General features: G+C 64.9%; 16 protein-coding genes. 9 read left to right on the top strand and 7 right to left on the bottom strand.

The annotated features are described in order from the left end of the window. On the top strand, nt 1–1,467 hold a 1,467-nt coding region (locus FKP22_RS06395; RefSeq protein ID WP_233446810.1), incomplete at its 5' end, for an ATP-binding protein. On the opposite strand, the gene FKP22_RS06390 is transcribed toward FKP22_RS06395, so the two are convergent. Then, nucleotides 1,464–1,865: a hypothetical protein gene (locus FKP22_RS06390; protein WP_231010277.1), complete on the bottom strand. Its 402-nt coding sequence runs from the start codon at nt 1,863–1,865 to the stop codon at nt 1,464–1,466. The genes FKP22_RS06395 and FKP22_RS06390 overlap by 4 nt on opposite strands. A gap of 161 nt (nt 1,866–2,026) precedes the next feature. Here FKP22_RS06390 and FKP22_RS06385 point away from each other — a divergent pair, with 161 nt between their 5' ends. The 4 genes from FKP22_RS06385 (at nt 2,027) to FKP22_RS06370 (ending at nt 4,953) form a co-directional block, all read left to right on the top strand. Then, nucleotides 2,027–2,941 carry an NUDIX hydrolase gene (locus tag FKP22_RS06385; protein ID WP_141286277.1) on the top strand — a complete coding sequence of 305 codons (915 nt, stop codon included), beginning with the start codon at nt 2,027–2,029 and terminating at the stop codon, nt 2,939–2,941. Nucleotides 2,942–3,108: 167 nt separating this feature from the next. Beyond that, nucleotides 3,109–3,660: a cytochrome b gene (locus FKP22_RS06380; protein ID WP_141286275.1), complete on the top strand. Its 552-nt coding sequence runs from the start codon at nt 3,109–3,111 to the stop codon at nt 3,658–3,660. A gap of 80 nt (nt 3,661–3,740) precedes the next feature. Beyond that, a complete protein-coding gene (locus tag FKP22_RS06375) occupies nt 3,741–4,325 on the top strand; it encodes a YceI family protein (RefSeq protein WP_141286273.1) in 585 nt (194 codons plus the stop codon). A 55-nt stretch (nt 4,326–4,380) separates the two neighbouring features. Then, nucleotides 4,381–4,953, top strand: a complete 573-nt coding sequence (locus tag FKP22_RS06370) for a YceI family protein (protein ID WP_141286271.1) — start codon at nt 4,381–4,383, stop codon at nt 4,951–4,953. A 75-nt stretch (nt 4,954–5,028) separates the two neighbouring features. On the opposite strand, the gene FKP22_RS06365 is transcribed toward FKP22_RS06370, so the two are convergent. From FKP22_RS06365 to FKP22_RS06340, 6 genes are all read right to left on the bottom strand, one after another. Further along, nucleotides 5,029–6,162: a hypothetical protein gene (locus FKP22_RS06365; RefSeq protein ID WP_141286269.1), complete on the bottom strand. Its 1,134-nt coding sequence runs from the start codon at nt 6,160–6,162 to the stop codon at nt 5,029–5,031. A gap of 86 nt (nt 6,163–6,248) precedes the next feature. Beyond that, the gene (locus FKP22_RS06360) at nt 6,249–6,860 is read right to left on the bottom strand and encodes a sulfotransferase family 2 domain-containing protein (protein ID WP_170200780.1); all 612 of its coding nucleotides are present in this window, start codon (nt 6,858–6,860) and stop codon (nt 6,249–6,251) included. Between the two features lie 84 nt (nt 6,861–6,944). Further along, nucleotides 6,945–7,835, bottom strand: coding sequence for a sulfotransferase family 2 domain-containing protein (locus FKP22_RS06355; RefSeq protein ID WP_141286265.1), 891 nt, complete (start codon nt 7,833–7,835; stop codon nt 6,945–6,947). Nucleotides 7,836–7,859: 24 nt separating this feature from the next. Next, on the bottom strand, nt 7,860–8,762 hold the full coding sequence (locus FKP22_RS06350) for a sulfotransferase family protein (protein WP_170200779.1): 903 nt from the start codon (nt 8,760–8,762) through the stop codon (nt 7,860–7,862). 300 nt (nt 8,763–9,062) lie between these two features. Continuing rightward, nucleotides 9,063–10,049 carry a hypothetical protein gene (locus FKP22_RS06345; RefSeq protein ID WP_141286261.1) on the bottom strand — a complete coding sequence of 329 codons (987 nt, stop codon included), beginning with the start codon at nt 10,047–10,049 and terminating at the stop codon, nt 9,063–9,065. Nucleotides 10,050–10,070: 21 nt separating this feature from the next. Continuing rightward, nucleotides 10,071–11,126, bottom strand: a complete 1,056-nt coding sequence (locus FKP22_RS06340) for a sulfotransferase domain-containing protein (protein WP_141286259.1) — start codon at nt 11,124–11,126, stop codon at nt 10,071–10,073. Between the two features lie 457 nt (nt 11,127–11,583). Here FKP22_RS06340 and FKP22_RS06335 point away from each other — a divergent pair, with 457 nt between their 5' ends. The 4 genes from FKP22_RS06335 to FKP22_RS06320 form a co-directional block, all read left to right on the top strand. Next, the gene (locus FKP22_RS06335) at nt 11,584–13,032 is read left to right on the top strand and encodes a mannose-1-phosphate guanylyltransferase/mannose-6-phosphate isomerase (RefSeq protein WP_231010275.1); all 1,449 of its coding nucleotides are present in this window, start codon (nt 11,584–11,586) and stop codon (nt 13,030–13,032) included. 118 nt (nt 13,033–13,150) lie between these two features. After that, nucleotides 13,151–13,999, top strand: coding sequence for a hypothetical protein (locus tag FKP22_RS06330; RefSeq protein ID WP_170200778.1), 849 nt, complete (start codon nt 13,151–13,153; stop codon nt 13,997–13,999). Next, the gene (locus FKP22_RS06325) at nt 13,989–15,218 is read left to right on the top strand and encodes a glycosyltransferase family 4 protein (protein WP_170200777.1); all 1,230 of its coding nucleotides are present in this window, start codon (nt 13,989–13,991) and stop codon (nt 15,216–15,218) included. Before FKP22_RS06330 ends, FKP22_RS06325 begins: the two co-directional genes overlap by 11 nt. Continuing rightward, the coding region (locus tag FKP22_RS06320; RefSeq protein WP_211361316.1) for a hypothetical protein at nt 15,215–15,503 on the top strand (289 nt) is incomplete at its 3' end. The genes FKP22_RS06325 and FKP22_RS06320, both read left to right, overlap by 4 nt.

Here is a 15,503-nt window from a genome sequence, read left to right as displayed (position 1 = left end):
CAGGCAGGGCGTTTCCGCATGGTCACCAGCGCCAGCGGCGAGCCCATTGCGGGCGTCTCGGGCCTGGTGCACAGCGCCGATGGTGAGCTGTGGCTGAACGCTGCTTCGGGTGTGATGCGCGTGTCGGCTGACGCACTGAGGCGTGTGGCCGCGGGCGGCGGCAGTGTTGCGCTGGAAGCCGAGACCTTCGGCGCGCATGCCGGTGTCGAAGGTCTGCCGGAGAACCTGCGGCCCATGCCCACGGCCGCCGAAACGCCGGACGGCCGACTCTGGTTTGCGACCACCAGCGGGCTGTTCTGGATCGAGCCGCGCCACATCCCGCGCAACCGCGTGGCGCCGCAGGTGCATGTGCTGGCGCTGGCGGCCGACGGCCAGACGCAGGCGCTGCAAGCCAAGCTGTCCCTGGCCGCCGGTACGCACACGCTGCAGATCGACTACACGGCCACCAGCCTCAGCGTGCCCGAGCTGGTGCGCTTCCGCTACCGGCTCGACGGCGTGGACGCCGACTGGCAGGTCGCCGGTGCGAGGCGCCAGGCCTTCTACACCAACCTGCAGCCCGGCCGCTACCAGTTCCACGTGGCCGCGACCAACGAGGACGGCGTGCCGGCTGCGACGGATGCCACCGTCAGCTTCGAGATCCCGCCCAGCTTCTGGCAGACCGGTTGGTTCATGGCGCTGTGTGCACTGGCCGTGGCACTGATGGCCTGGAGCCTGTACCGCCTGCGGCTGGGCACGCTGACGCGCCGGGTCCGCATGCGTTTCGAGGAGCGGTTGCGCGAGCGCGAGCGCATTGCCCGCGAGCTGCACGACACCTTGCTGCAAGGCACCCAAGGCCTGGTGCTGAGCTTCCAGCTCGCGGCCGGCAAGCTGCCGCGCACCGACCCGCGGCGCCAGGAGATGGAAACCATCCTGGACCGCGCCGACCTTGTCGTTGCCGAGGCGCGCGACCGGGTGCACGACCTGCGCAACCCGGACCCGTCCGAACAGGACCTGGTGTGCGCGCTGACGGCCGTTGGCGAAGACCTGGCGGCGGCCAGTGCGGCCAGCGCCGTGCGCTTCGAGGTGCAGGCCGACGAGGCCTTGCCGGCGCTGCGCCCCGAGATGCTGGGCGAGGCTTTCATGGCGGGCCGAGAGGCGCTTACCAATGCCTTCCGCCATGCCCAGGCCAGGACGGTGCAGCTTGAGCTGCGCCACGACCTGCGCCACCTCCACCTGCGCGTGCGTGACGACGGCAAAGGCCTGGACGCCGACACGCTCGGCCGCGGCAGCCGGCCCGGCCATTGGGGACTGGTCGGCATGCGCGAGCGGGCCGAGAAATCCGGCGGGCGTTTGCACATCCGCAGCGAGGCCGGGCAGGGCACCGAGGTCTGGTTGTGCTGGCCGTGCAAGGCGGCTTTCGAGCGACCGGCGGGTTGGTGGGCGCGCCTGCGGCAGCGTTTGAATCAGCGCCAGGTCGAGCGGGTCTAGTCCTGGACTTTCAAGGCCGCCAGTGCAGCGGCATGTGCGTGGGCGAGGTCCGGCGATGCATCGAAATACATGGCGTAGCGGGTTGCGAAAGCGTCGCTGCTGTCGCGGTCCAGTCGCAGCAGTGCACGTGCACGCTCGGCCACGGCCTGCGGCGCCAGCGCGGCGTCGCCGTCGGCATCCATCGCCTCGTCCAACATCACGATCAAGCGGCTCAGCGGTTCCAGCCAGCGCATCTCGTCGGCATAGGCCATCACCTGCAGGAACTCGCCGGCGGACTGCCGGCCGTGGCGCTTTTCGTAGGCAATGCGCTCTTGCTCGACCAGCGTGCGGTGCAGGTGCAGCAAGGCCTTGCGCAACGCGGCGCAGGCCTGGGGCGATGGGGGCGAGGCAGTGGTCACGGTCGGGCTCCGGTGGGCTGTGGGGTGGGGCAAATGGATGGGGCAGCGGGGCGACTCTGACACAGGCCATGCTTGTCGCGCCACTCCCATTCGGATTGGGCCAGGCAGGAGCCGGATGGCGATGCCGGTTGCCTGGCGAGGCAGTCTAAGATCGCCGCCACATGCCCAAGCACACCGCCCCTGCTGCTGCCCGTTGGTGGTCCGCCGACTGGACCTGCATCGCCCAAGCGCGCGCCCGGACAGGCCGGCCGCGGGCGCCGTTGTGGGTGGATGGCGTGGTGGCCGGATCGGTCGCGCAAGCGGACCTTGCCGCGCTCGCTGCCTGGCCGCAGTGGCTGCAGGTGGACGCGCAAGGCGTGGCGCTGACCGCACCGGCCGAAGCGCTCAGCGTGGTGCTGGCCGAGGTCAACCATGCACTGCGGGCGCAAGGCCTGATCCGCGCCTGGCGCGACGAGCCGTATCCGCTGCTCGACGACGAGGACAGGCTTTGCGCGACCATCGAACGTGCCTCGGCGCGCTTCTGGGGCACGCGGACCTTTGGTGCGCATTGCAATGGTTTCGTGGCCGATGCCACCGGCCGGCCGGCGCAGCTGTGGATCGCCCGCCGCTCTTTCGACAAGGCCACCGACCCCGGCATGTTGGACAACCTGATCGGTGGCGGCGTGCCGCTGGGCCAGACGCCACGCGAGGCCTTGCTGCGCGAAGCTTGGGAAGAAGCAGGCTTGTTGCCGGCGCAGATGGCGGTGCTGCGCCCTGGTCGGGTGCTGGCGCTGGACTGCGACCTGCCCGAGGGCCGGCAGGTCGAATGGCTGCATGTCTACGATCTTGCAATGCCGCGTGGCCTGCAGCCGCGGAACCAGGACGGCGAGGTGGCCGAGTTCAGCCTGATGTCGGTGGCCGAGGCCCTGGCCCGGGCCGCAAATGGCGAGATGACGGTGGACGCGGCCTTGTGCACGCTGGACTTCGCGCTGCGCCACCGCTTGCTGCCTGCGGACCAGGCCGAGCGGCTGGCGGAGCCACTGGCGACCTTGCTGGTTTCGCCCGAACATGCGGCGCGGTTCGATCCGCCCGTCTGAAAACCAGGCTTTGAGAAGGCTGGCGATGAAGTTGGTAACGAATCGTCATTCAGAAAAACTGAAGTGCTGCCTTCAATCGGCCTGAACCGCGCCGTGGCTCGCGCTGCGGACACTGCAGTCCTTGCATCACGCCACATGGCCCGCACCGGGCCGACAGAGAGAGCAACATGACCCGGTCATCATTCAATCAGTCAGAACGCTACAGCGGTGTGGCCATCGGCCTTCACTGGCTGCTGGCGCTGTTGATTCTTGGCGTGTTCGGCGTGGGTTTCTACATGGCCGACCTGCCGTTCTCCATGACCCGGCTGAAGCTGTTCAACTGGCACAAGTGGGCCGGCATGACCATCCTCGCGCTGTCCATCCTGCGCCTGCTGTGGCGTGCCACGCACCGGCCGCCCGCCGACTTGCCAGCGCCCCAGTGGCAGCTGACGGTGGCGCACCTGACCCACTGGCTGATGTATGCGCTGTTCTTCGCGGTGCCGCTGGTCGGCTGGGCCTACAGCTCGGCGGCGGGTTTCCCCATCGTCTGGTTCGGCGTGCTGCAGCTGCCGGATTTCGTGCCCAAGGACAAGGCGCTGGCCGAGATGATCGAGCCCTGGCATGGCGCGCTGGCCTGGGCGCTGATCGTGCTGGCCGGGCTGCACATTGCCGCCGCGCTGAAGCACCAGTTCATCGACCGCGACGGGTTGATCAACCGCATGCGCCCCGGCCGCGGCTGAAAGCCCTCATGCCAACCAAGACTCTCTGTTGCGCCGTCCAATCGCGGCACTTCGCAAGACTCCGGACCTCACCAAGCATCATGAACACCGCCTCCGTCTCCTCCAAGTTCTTCAAGACCCTGGCTGCCGGCCTGCTCGTGCTGGGCGCTGGCGCCGCGCTGGCCGACCAGAAGATCGTCCCGGCCCAGAGCGACATCAGCTTCACCTCGCGCCAGATGGGCGTGCCGGTGGACGGCAAGTTCAAGAAGTGGGACGCGCAGATCGCCTTTGATCCGAAGAAGCCCGAGACCGGCAAGGTCAGCTTCACGATCGACACCGGCAGCGCCACTTTCGGCGCCGCCGAGACCGATGCCGAAGTGCCCAAGGCTGCCTGGTTCAACGTGCCCAAGTTCCCGCAAGCCACATTCCAGTCCAGCGCCATCAAGGCCGCCGGCCCGGGCAAGGTCGAAGTCACCGGCAAGCTGAGCATCAAGGGTGCCGTGCATGACGTGGTCGTGCCCGTCACCCTGACCCAGGCCGGCGCCACCACCACGGCCGCCGGCAGTTTCACCATCAAGCGCCTGGACTTCAAGATCGGCGAAGGCGAATGGGCGGACACGTCCATGGTCGCCAACGACGTGGTCGTGAAGTTCAAGCTGGCGGTCACCGGCGTTGCGCCGTTGTGAGCCTGGCGCCCGCCACCATCCTTTTCCCTCACCTGTCATCCCACGGAGTTTCCGAATGAAAACCGCCCTGATCGCTGCCGCCATCGCCCTGCTGGCCTCCACCGCTGCCCAAGCCGAATCGGCCACCTACGCGATCGACCCCGCGCACACCTACGCAACCTTCGAGATCACCCACTTCGGCACCTCGACCAACCGCGCCCGCTTCGACAAGAAGGAGGGCTCGGTCACGCTGGACAAGGCAGCCAAGACCGGCAAGGTCGACCTGACCATCGACATGAGCTCGGTCAACTCCGGCTTCGAGGCCTTCAACAAGCACCTGAAGAGCGCCGAGATCTTCAACGCCGAAGCCTTCCCGACCGCCAAGTTCGTCGGCGACAAGTTCACCTTCGCTGGTGACAAGGTCACCGAAATCGGCGGCTCGCTGACGCTGCTGGGCAAGACCAACCCGGTCACGCTGAAGGCCACCAACTTCAACTGCTACGTCAACCCGATGAACAAGCGCGAAGTGTGCGGCGGTGACTTCGAGACCACGGTCACTCGCAGCCAGTTCGGCGTCAACTACGGCCTGAACTACGGCTTCCCCGACGCCGTTCGCGTCGTGATCCAGGTCGAAGCCGTCAAGCAGTGAGCTTGAAGCGGCCTGGCCGCTGGACATGAAAAGGGCCGGCAGTGATGCCGGCCTTTTTCGTCGACGGGGGCGAGTTCAGGCCTTGGGCGTGGCGCGTGCGGCAGCAAGGCGGTTGGCGCGAGCCGTCTTGGCCGCGGGTTGGCCACCGGCGGCACCCGCCCTGGCAGCCTTGCTGCGCAGTCCGGCCAGCCAGATGTCCATTGCTACGACCACCTGCTCGTGGGTGGGCGAGTCGGGCAAGGCATCACCCAGCGTGCGCTGCAGCCAGATCAGCGCGCGCGGCGTGAGCTGCAGCAGGTCGGCTTCGGTGCGCAGCGCGCCTGGCCGTTCGGGCGGCAGTGCCGAGATCGAGCTGCCCAGACGCTCTTCCATCCAGGCCATGTCGGCCGCGGTGAGTTCCAGGTAGGGTTTCAGCACCGAGGGCGCCAGGCGCATCTTGTCGCCCTCGATGTCTCGCAACTGCCGTGTCAGCAGGCGAACGTCCAGCTTGTCCTGCGGGCTCAGCTTGCCCTGCTTGGCCAGTCGGCGATACAGGTAGAGCAAGGCCAGACCATCGACCGACACGCCCTCGTTGTCGATGATGACCCGCGAGGCGTCGAACGGAATGGCCAGGCGGTGGCAGAAGTCCAGCACCACGTCCTTGCCCGGAAATTCTGCCGGATTGAACGGCCACAGCACCACGTTTTCGCGGTCAAAGGCCCGGTCGAAGCGCAGGAACTTGGCTTGGTACTTCGGCAGCACGTTGCGCAGGTTGTTGAAGTTGGCCGGCGAGCCGGTCTTCAGGCGCTGCTGGAAAGCGCTTTCGATCCAGCTGGCCGCGCCGCGCACATAGGCAAGGACCTTGACCTGGTCGACATGCCGAGACAGCGCCTTGCGCAGCTCCTGCAGCTGAGGCACCGTCAGGTTGTGCAGTCGCTCGCCTGACAGGATGAACACCTCGTGCTGGTCATCGAAGCTGCTGTGCAGTTGAGCCAGCAAACGGTTCCTGTTGGCGAGCCCCTGCTCGGGCGTCCAGCCGGTCCGCAGTTCCTGCTCACGCTGGGTGACTTCACCGGCAAAGATCTCCAGCAAGGCGGCACTGCAGTTGACCTGCTTGTCCAGCACGATGTACTTGAACTTGTCACCCAGCGAAGTCGCCCGGCCCAGCGAGGCCTGGATCGACATCGTGCCGGTCTTGGGCATGCCAATGTGAAGGTAGCAGGTGCGCATGAAAAAAGGCGGCGTGCAGAGAGGGCGGGGCCGCAGCTGGGCGCTGCGGCAGAAATGGCGGCGGCAGCGTGTCCGCTGCCGGTGGCTCAGTTGGGGTCGAACCCGTAACCGAAGCGTTCGATCACCGGCGCATACAGCTTTTGCACCAACGCCACCGTTGCATCGTCATAGTAGCTTCGGTAGTCGCGCTTCTGGCCGCCGTCGAGTCTTTGCGCAGTGACGTTGTGCTCGGCCACCGGGATGTCCTCCGTGATGCCGAGTCGCGCCAATGCCTCTTGAAAGCCCTGGGTCAGGGCCTCGAAGCGGATCACATGATCGACGCTGTCGACGAAGACCATCGGCCCCATGACGGGCTTGTCCGCCGCCAGGTATTGTTCGTGTGCTTGGCGCACCCATTCAGGGAAGGCCAGCTCGGCTGCAAGACCGACAACCTCGCGGGCACGGGTGTTCTTGCGGATGTGGCCCGAAATCTTGCTGGCTTCGGTGTGCCGGCCGCGCAGTTTCTCGTAACGGCTGACCAGCAGGTCGAACGGATTGCGTACGCCGCAAAACTTGAAGGCCTGCTGCACTTGCGACTCGGTCAGCAGCTTGTGGTGGATCAGCATCTTGGTCGTCGTGTGATGCTTGCTCAACACGATCTTGCCGTTGCGCAAAATGCCTTGCGAGGGGATTTGTTGACCGTCGAGCTTCTCCAGCAAGGTCTTGGCGATGGCCTTGCTGCCGGTTTGCGGGCTGGCGAGAAAAAGGTAGTTGCGCTTGGCTGAGTAGACGGCCATGACTCATCAAACCACAGACGCGGCGATGGGGGCAGCAATTTCGGTGGACGTACTGATGAGCAATTGCGCGGATTGCAGGGCAGCAGCCGCTTCCTGCTGCACGGCAGACTTGCGGTCAACGTGGCGTTGCAGGGGCGCAGGCAGGGTGTAGCCGAAGATCCGGAAATCCCGCAGGCAGTGGCGCTTGATCATGGCCCAGGCCAGCGACGAGAGGTCGTCCTCATGCCAGCCGCGGCGCGGCGCGGCGACCTTGATCGGTTGCGGGGCCGCTTCCTGGCCCGTGCCCAGGCTCTTGTTCTGGACACCGATGGGCGCCGTGATGCCCATGCGGTTCTGAACCTTTTGCCAGTCCTTGTCGATGCGCTCGACATGGCCCACGAACTTGACCAGGCGCTGGCCGTGCTCGTCGCACAGGCTCTGCCACTGCGGTTTGGCGCCGTCGTCCTGCCAACAGCGAGGATCGCGCAGGAACGCGTCGAAATTTTTGCTGGCGAAGGCAGCCTGAGCGGCCTTGAAGCAATACGGCGGACGGTCTGGCAACGCGCCGTTGAGTGCGTAGGCCTCGGCCTCGGTCAGGGTCATCGGCTTGCGTTCAAGCTGGCCCAGCGCATAGGTGTAGAGCGAATACAAGCGATCGATCGGATGGCGGACGAAGCCGAAGGTGTAGAAGTTCTTCCAGCGCTCGGCACCGATCAGCGCGCGCGCTGCTGCCGCGCCCGAGTGCTTGTGAAGCCCTACCATTTCCCCAAGCAGCTTCTTGTGCTTTTCCCCTTCTGAGGTGGAGCCAATGATCAGGTCATTGGCTGCCAACAGCGGCGCCAGGGCTACCTCGATGCTGGTGCCCGCACACTTGTGGACGTGGACAAAGACGAAACGACGATTCAGGGAGAGGATCATGGCGCAAACAGCTCACATAGCGCGTTAACCGCCTCCTGCAATTATCGCGCCAGGGGCGGCAATCCCGGTGCTTGTGCCAGGTGTGTCCCACAGCGGCATCTGTTTTGCCATCTGCTGCCGAATCATGGCCTGCGTTTGTGCATCGACAAATTGATCGCTTTCTGAAGCCCGCTTGGAGATGGGCCTGGAGAGCATTTCGTCCACCTTGCGGTCCGGTACCTCCTGGGGCTTCAGGACTGCGTCCACAAAAGGCAGGCCGGCGAACTCGCAAAGCCGCCGCATGGCGGTTTCCGGATCGTTGGTGATCCAGGCATAAGGTGCCACAAACACTTGTTCGGGCCAGCGCTGCCGGGCGGCACTGATGTGTTCGGACACGGTGTGGAAATGGGCCAGCAATTGTTCGGCCGTTCGGTCCAGCCAGCCCCACTCATCGCGCGAGCGGCCGAGGGACTGTTCCTTTTTCAGGCGCTTGCGATAGCTGGCCACGACGTCCACTGGGTCGCGCGTGCAGACAATCACCCGAGCTCTCGGGAAGATCTCCAGCATCCGGGCCAGCCTTCTGACGTGGGAAGGCGTCTTTTCCAGCGGCTGCCGCCCCGGGTAGACCTGGTGGGCGCAGTACCAGAAGAAGGCCCGGATGATGTCCGCCTCGGACAACTCCGCGTTGCCCACGCGCAAACCGGCGCACAGTTCGCGGAAGCGCTTGGCATGTTCATCGCCCTGGAGATAGGCTTTGGTCATCGCCGGTGCACGCACTTCCAGTGCCGAGCGCGGATTCGCGAAGATGAAGGTCTCGTAGACATCCTTCACCGGGAACAGTTGCGGATGACGCGAAAACGACACCTGCAAGATCGAAGTGCCCGAGCGCTCCAGCCCGCAAATAAATACCGGCTGCGCATGAACAGCCCAGGCGCGGATGTCCTGCAAAGTCCTCATTCCTACGTCCCTTGATTCACACGATGTGCGTCGCGCTCTCACCTTCTGACCGGTGGTGGCTTCGCAGCAAGTCTGGCGCAGCGGGTGCCTGGTACCCGGCCACGCGCAGGCGTTAACGTTAAAAGTGTCAGCTTATCAGTCCTTGAACAAAGGACAAAACGGGGCTTGACACGATTTCGTGGCATATGGCAGCAATTTGGCTGGCCATACCACAGCTTGTGATTTTGAACCGCACCAGGGTGACAGGCGGCTGCATGGAGCACCGCAGCGGGAAATGCTGCTTCGCAGCGCTCAGTGCTTGCCGTTCAGGTAGCTCAAATCACCCAGCGTGATCATGCGCATCGCCTTGGCGATGTCGTAGTCGCGCGCCGCGGCGGTGTCGAGGATCAGGTCGTAATCTTCCCGCAGGGTGGCGAAATCGGGAAAAAGCGAGCCCGCCATGGCGCCGCTGCGCTCTGGAATCTCGACGCCATATCGGTCCAGCAGGACTTTGCGATCCCCCTTGTACATGCCCGCCACATAGGCCACCAGCGGGGCATCGACCTGCATCGCGCCGAGAAATTCCGGCTTGAGCTTGGCCAGTTCGGTGGTCTCGTTGACCATGTTGGAGGCCGTGGCCTTGTCCAGCAGATTGTTCAGCAGGCGCTTGATGAACAGCAGATTGCCGGTGACGGACGGGTTGTTTTCATAACGCTTGCGCTGGAAGCGTTCGAGATCGCCCGGCACGCCGACGATTCGCACGAAATCCAGCAATACATCACCACCGGTGAGGGCCTTTCGGTCATAGAGGCGCAAGAACATGTTCTCGCGACCCATGGACTCGGTCCAGGCGTCGGCCAGCGTGTGCAGCGGCTTTCGCGTCAAGTGGCAAAACGTATCAAAGCTGCATGACAAGTGCGAGGCCTGCACATTCTGTTGGTACCAGCTTGCCAGGTAGCTCAGGTGTTCGCGCACATAGAACACCACTTTGACCTGATGACCCGCAAACAGGCGTTTGAGGATGCGCGCTCCCCGCGCGCCATGGGTATGCAGGTCCTCGGAAGAAATGACCACCTTGCTGGCGCCTGCGATCTCCTTGCGCATCGCCAGCACCATGGGCGATTGCTCGAAGTTTCGGTCCGGCTCAGGTGTGCCCAGCCAATAAGACAGCGCGTGATGGGCGGCGCCATCCAGGCCTGCGCGCGGATAGCAGATGCCCTCCTGCGCCATGGCCTCGATGTTGAGGAAGAAGAAATCCTGGATCGACGAGGTGCCGGTCTTGTTCAGGCCAATGTGCAAATAAACGTCAGCCATGGGGACTCAGGACAGGGACATCGGATTGGGTGCGTGCAGGCTGCCGGGATGGCTGAGTCCTGGCACATGCATGGGCGCCTTCAGCGCCACACCCTTGGACAGCACCCTGGCGGCCGTGGCAAAGCCGAAGCCGCGAACTTCCGCGGTATGCATGATCAAGGCCCAGTCTTCGGCGAAAGCGTCCAGGTCCGGGGTGGCATGGCCTGCGCGCACGCCGCTGAGTTCGGGAATCTTTGCACCGTATTTGTGCGCCAGGATCCGGCGGTCCTGCTTGTAGCTCTGCACCACCGCGTCGACCACATCACCTGCGACCAGCATGTGGCCAGCAAAAGTGGGCTTCAGCTTGGACAGCGCCGACACCTCGTGGACATACGAGGCAGCCTGCGACTTGTCGCAGAAGTTGTTGATCAGGCGCTTGGCAAACAGCAGGTTGCCGGAGACCGACGGATTGCTTTCATACGGCTTTCTCTTCAATTTCGCGACGTCCAGCCGTGGATTAACTTGTTCGAGAAAGTCCTGGACGATGTCACCGCCCAGCAATTGCGCACGGTCATAGACGCGCACCGAAACATGCTGCTTTCCAAAAACCGCGGCCCAACGTTCGACGATGGCGTGCAAGGGTTTTTTGTTGAAATAGCAGAAGGTGTCAAAGGCGCATGAAAGATGAGTACCCTGCACGTTCTGCTGATACCAGCTCGCCAGGTAATTCAAATGCTCGCGCAGGTACACAACGACCTTCACGCGATGATCCTTCAGGATCTCCTTCATCATTTCCACGCCACGGTCCGTCAAGGTATGGAAATCTTCTGACGACAGCACGGTGATTCTGGTGCCCTCGATTTCCTTGCGAAGCGACTTCACCATTTCGCTCTCAAGCGCCGCCGGATCGTCCTTGTTGACCTTGATCCAGCGTGACAGCGCGTGATGGGCCGTGCCATCGCGGCCGGTGGTCGGATAGCACATGCCATGACGCAGCAGCTTGGCCGCATTCATGTTCATGAAATCCTGAATCGACGAGGTGCCCGTCTTGTTCAGGCCGATGTGCAAAATGATGTCGGACATGGAGAATTCAGCTGCAACAAGAGATTGACACGCGGACCGCCGGCAGGGGCCACATGGTGACTATACGTGAGCGAGCCGCGGGTGGGCGTGTGGCTTCCCCTGCGGCAGGCATGTGCTGGCCGCTGCAGGCAGGTTCCGTGAAAAACGCGCGCTTGCGAACAGAACAGGACAGGACGGATGCTCGCGACCGCTGCCCGTCGCTGTCCCTTCTTGTGGGCTGGTGTCCACGAAGTTGCGCGGCCCAAGCGCGGCAGGGCAGGGGCTCGCTGCGGATGCGAGGGGGCCTCATGGTATGGTCAAGTCTGCGCCATACTCGACAACATCGGCTGTTATTCAGCGTCCAAAGGGATGGCGCGCGGCTTTGATTTGTTCGATAGTTTTCTCCCGCCGGCGTGCTGCCGGCCAGGTCGTGCGAGCCCATGCCGGCCGTGTACATAAATCCACAGCGAGTTTTTTCATGTCATCTCCCATTCCTGTCCTGCCCGTGATCATGGCTGGCGGCAGCGGCACGCGGCTGTGGCCGCTGTCGCGAGCAGGCTTTCCCAAGCAGTTTCTGGTGCTCTCGGGAGACGACAGTCTTTTCCAGCAAGCGGCGCAGCGCCTGGCCGGCCTGGCAGCAGATGACATCGCCGTGGCGCCGCTGGTGGTGGTCGGCAACGCCGAGCACCGTTTCCTGACGCTGGAGCAATTGCGTGAGATCGGCCACGAGCCGACCGCCGTGCTGCTGGAACCGTCTGGCCGCAACACCGCACCCGCGTTGACGCTGGGTGCGCTGCAGGCACTGGAAGGGGGCGTCGACCCGGTTCTGGTTGTCACGCCGGCCGACCAGACCGTGGCCGATGGCGCCGCCTTCACCGTTGCACTGCAAGACGCGGTGCGCGCTGCGGCCGATGGCGCCATCGTCATCCTGGGCATCACGCCGGACCGGCCTGAAACCGGCTATGGCTACATTCGCGCCGAGGCGTGTGCCGATGGCCTGCACAAGGTGGCGCGTTTCGTCGAGAAGCCGGACGAGGAAACCGCCCGCCGCTACCTGGCCGAAGGCGACTACACCTGGAACAGCGGCATGTTCGTGTTGCGCGCCTCGACCTGGATGAAGGCGCTGGACAAGTTCCGCCCCGACATCGCCACGACCACCCGCGCCGCCTGGGCCGTGCGCCAGCACGACGCCTGTTTTGTGCGCCCCGGCAAGGCAGAGTTCGCCCACGTGCCGTCCGAATCGGTCGACTATGCGGTGATGGAGCAATGCCCGGGCAGCGAGTTCGACATCCGCATGGTCGCACTCGACGCCGGCTGGAACGACCTGGGTGCCTGGGACGCCGTCTGGCAGGCCGGTACCAAGGACGCGGCCGGCAACACCACCACCGGCGACGTGATGCTGGAAGATACCCGCAACACGCTGGTGCATGCCACCAGCCGGCTGGTCAGCACCGTGGGCCTGTCCAACATCGTCGTCGTCGAGACGCCGGACGCCGTGCTGGTGGCCGACCGCTCGCGCAGCCAGGACGTCAAGCGCATCGTCAACAGGCTGACCGAAAAAGGCCGCGGCGAGCACACGCTGCACCGCAAGGTGCACCGGCCCTGGGGCTGGTACGACAGCATCGACAACGGCGGCCGTTTCCAGGTCAAGCGCATCATGGTGCACCCGGGCGCTTCGCTGAGCCTGCAGATGCACCACCACCGCGCCGAGCACTGGATCGTCGTGACCGGCACAGCAGAAGTTACCTGCGGTGACAAAAAAGTGTTGCTGACAGAGAATCAAAGCACCTACATCCCCTTGGGTGAGGTGCACCGGCTGGCCAACCCTGGCAAGGTCGATCTGGAAATCATCGAGGTCCAGTCCGGCAGCTATCTGGGCGAAGACGACATCGTGCGCTTCGAAGATACGTACGGCCGTACCAGCTGAGGCTGGCCCTTCGCCTGTGCCGACCTGCCGGGCCCGCCGGCCGGCAACGGCAACACGCTTGCACAGGATCCTGGCTTTGAAACCACAACGCTTGCCGGAACGCGTGAAGCGCTTCACCTTGAGTGAGCTGCTTCACGGCGACATCAACGGCTTCATCATCAATGCCTACCTGGCGATCCAGCACCAGTGGCCGGACGAGGGCGGCTTTCGCCACTACCACTACCTGCTGGTCACCCAGCCCGAGGCCCGCCCGCGGGTGCTGCGCGAACTGGCTTTGTCCACCAGTGCCAAGCGCATCGGCACCGAGCTGGAAGACGACCTGCCGCCGGACCTGCCTTACGACCCGGCCAACAACGACCTGAGCACCTACCTGCGCGTGACGCAGAAGCTGCAGTTGCTGCATGTCATCCACGACGCGCGCGACCTGCGCGAAGCGGTGTCGCGCATCACGCTGGAAGGCATTTCGGAGGCAGTCCAGCTGGTGGTCGAAACGGCCATGGCTTCGCTTGCGCAGATGGACTCCCGCATTGCCCAAGCCGAAGCCGACGTGGCTGCGCTGCGCCAGGTGGTGACCGGGGCGGCCATCGGGGAATCGCCCGAAGCGCGGGTGGCGCCGGCGGCGCTCGCGGGTGGCGATGATCCCGAGCGGGCCTGGCTGCGGCACGAGGTGCTCAGGCTGGGCCGGCGGCTGCACATGCTGGAGCAGCAGGGCGGCGTGGTGTCCCCGGCTGGCGCGCCTGACGCTGCTGCGCCTCAGGCCAGCGTGCCGCAGATCGGCCGGCTGGAAGGCGATCTCGCCGACCTGCGCAACGTCCTGATGCCGCTGCACCAGTTCACCACGGTGGACCTGAAGCGCCACCTGGCGGACTACGTCAACGCGCTGGTGCTGGCCCATGCCAACGCCACCACCTTCGATCCGCCTGGTTTCCCTGGCGCCAGCCCGCAGAAAGTGGACGATGTCCTCTAACCCCCCGACCACCGCGCAGACTGACACCCTGGTCATGTTCTCGCCGCTGCCGCCGCGCAAGTCCGGCATCGCGGCCTACACCGCCGAGCTGTTGCCTTCGTTGTGCCTGAAGCGCCGCGTGGTGCTGGTCAACGAGGAAGGCCTGACACCCGAAGTGCAGGCCGAGCTGCCGTATTGCGGCGACGCGCTGCGCGTGATCTCGCCAGCCGAATACGAAGCCGACAGCAGCCTGGCCGCGCTGCCGCACGTCTACCAGATCGGCAACAACCGCGATCACGTCTTCGCCTACGAAGCCTTCAAGAAGCGCCCCGGCGTGCTGGTCCAGCACGACTTCAACCTGCACTACCTGGTCGAGGACGCGACGCTGGCGCGCGGCGATGCCGTGGGCTATCGCGATGTGCTGCGCGAGGAATACGGCGAACCGGGCGCCGTGCTGGCCGACCTGCGCCGCATCGGCGTGTTCTCCGAGGCGCAGAAGCAGACACTGCCAGTCAACCGCCACCTGCTGCACCTGGCCACCGGTGTGATCGTGCACAACCACTGGGTTTATGACCGGCTGCCAAACGAGGTGAAGGCCCGCACGCTGGTCATCCCGCACCACTTCTCGCCGCTGGTGATCGAGGTCGAAGGCCTGGAGCGCGCCCAGGCCCGGGCTCAGCTCCAGCTGCCCGGGCAAGGCTTCATGGTGCTCTCGCTGGGCTTCATCACGCCGCCCAAGCAGATCCAGGCCACGCTGGCTGCGCTGGCCCGCCTGCGTGATCAGGGCCTGAACTTCTTTTTCGTCATTGCCGGAGAACGCAATGCCGGCTTCGACATCGACGCCGTCATCCGGCAGCACCGGCTCGAAGAGCGTGTCGTCGTCACCGGCTATGTGCCGGAATCGGCGTTTTTCCAGTACATCGTCGCTGCCGACTGCCTGGTCAACCTGCGCCACCCCACGGTCGGCGAAAGCTCCGGCACGCTGGCGCGTGCGTTGGCGCTGGGCTTGCCGGCGGTGGTCCACAACTTCGGCCCGTCCTCCGAATTTCCGGATGACGTGGTGCTGAAAGTGCCGCTGGAACTCGGCGAGCCGCGCCAACTGGCGGCCACGCTGGAAATGCTGATGCACAGCGCCGAGCTGCGGGCCGCCCGAGGCCGGCGGGCCGAGCAGTACATGCGGCACCACTGCTCGGTGCAGCACTCGGCCGCGGCGTACCTGCACTTCATCGATCAGCTATGAATGAGCCGGGACCTGCCGACCTGAGCTCTGCTGCACCGCTGCCAGACGCTGCGAGTCCGGCTTCCGCCGCTGCGGGCAGCCCGCCGCCCTCGCTCGAAGCCCTGGCCACCGGCGAAGACCTGCGCCAGCTCTACCGCGCATTCCTCGGGCGCGATCCAGAAGCGCAGCTGATCAAGCGCGGCGGCACGCGGCCGCTGCGCGGGTTGGTGCGAGAAATGGCAGCCAGTGCCGAGGTCAACCAGCAGGTGCTGCATGCGCTGGTGCAACAACGCCCGCTGCCGCACC

The sequence above is a fragment of the Ideonella azotifigens genome, from assembly GCF_006519715.1.
Taxonomy (GTDB): Bacteria; Pseudomonadota; Gammaproteobacteria; order Burkholderiales; family Burkholderiaceae_C; genus Ideonella; species Ideonella azotifigens.
Note: the sequence above shows the minus strand (reverse complement) of the source record. Positions and strands in the feature narration are given on the sequence as shown.

Excerpts from the sequence above, each read along its gene's own strand:
- FKP22_RS06385 (WP_141286277.1), top strand. The coding sequence starts at position 2,027 with ATGCCCAAGCACACCGCCCCTGCTGCTGCCCGTTGGTGGTCCGCCGAC.
- FKP22_RS06380 (WP_141286275.1), top strand. The coding sequence starts at position 3,109 with ATGACCCGGTCATCATTCAATCAGTCAGAACGCTACAGCGGTGTGGCC.
- FKP22_RS06375 (WP_141286273.1), top strand. The coding sequence starts at position 3,741 with ATGAACACCGCCTCCGTCTCCTCCAAGTTCTTCAAGACCCTGGCTGCC.
- FKP22_RS06370 (WP_141286271.1), top strand. The coding sequence starts at position 4,381 with ATGAAAACCGCCCTGATCGCTGCCGCCATCGCCCTGCTGGCCTCCACC.
- FKP22_RS06365 (WP_141286269.1), bottom strand. The coding sequence starts at position 6,162 with ATGCGCACCTGCTACCTTCACATTGGCATGCCCAAGACCGGCACGATG.
- FKP22_RS06355 (WP_141286265.1), bottom strand. The coding sequence starts at position 7,835 with ATGATCCTCTCCCTGAATCGTCGTTTCGTCTTTGTCCACGTCCACAAG.
- FKP22_RS06340 (WP_141286259.1), bottom strand. The coding sequence starts at position 11,126 with ATGTCCGACATCATTTTGCACATCGGCCTGAACAAGACGGGCACCTCG.
- FKP22_RS06335 (WP_231010275.1), top strand. The coding sequence starts at position 11,584 with ATGTCATCTCCCATTCCTGTCCTGCCCGTGATCATGGCTGGCGGCAGC.
- FKP22_RS06325 (WP_170200777.1), top strand. The coding sequence starts at position 13,989 with ATGTCCTCTAACCCCCCGACCACCGCGCAGACTGACACCCTGGTCATG.